This window comes from Paracoccus sp. DMF (assembly GCF_004407025.1).
Lineage (GTDB): Bacteria > Pseudomonadota > Alphaproteobacteria > Rhodobacterales > Rhodobacteraceae > Paracoccus > Paracoccus aminovorans_B.
On the sequence record NZ_SOKV02000181.1, the window covers coordinates 1 to 724 of the forward strand.

Here is a 724-nt window from a genome sequence, read left to right on the forward strand (position 1 = left end):
GGACAGCGATGCGCTGGAAGCCCTGCGCCGCACACAACTGGCGTTGGGCAGCGTATCTATCGTGTTCGACGGGTTGCGTAACCGCATTGCCGTCGCCGTAGCCCCGACCATCGAAGCGCTGGCCAATACCTTCGTGGCGCTCGCCTCGGATGGCGGCATCCTGCGCACGGCCATCGACACCCTGATCGGCAACCTCGGCCGACTTGCCTCCTACGCCGCGACCTTCGCTGCCGTCATGGCCGGGCGCTGGGTGGCGGGACTTGCCGCCGCGGCGCTCTCGGTTCGAGGCCTCGCGACGGCGCTGGTCTTCCTGCGCGGCGCGCTGATCCGTACCGGTATCGGGGCGCTGATCGTCGGCGCGGGCGAGCTGGTCTATCAGTTCTCGCAGCTTGTCGCCCGGGTCGGCGGCGTAGGGGAGGCGTTCCGGCTGCTGGGCGATCTGGCTCGCGAAGTCTGGTCCCGCATCGGCCTGTCGCTGGACGCGGCCCTCGCGCGGATGGCGGCCGGATGGGAAGAACTGAAGGCGGCGGGCCTTTCGGCGCTGAAAGGTACCATCTCGGGCGTGGTCAGCTTTGGCGACCGGACAGCCGCGATCTTCCAGGGGGCTTATGACGCGGCCGTCGCCATCTGGGGCAGCCTGCCCGGCGCCATCGGTGACTTCGCCTTCCAGGCCGCGAACGGGCTGATCTCCGGCGTCGAGGCGATGCTGAACGGCGTCGTCACG

General features: G+C 69.5%; 1 pseudogene. It reads left to right on the top strand.

The features are described 5' to 3' along the window. Positions 1-724: pseudogene (locus E3D03_RS21090) on the top strand (phage tail tape measure protein); the annotation flags it as partial.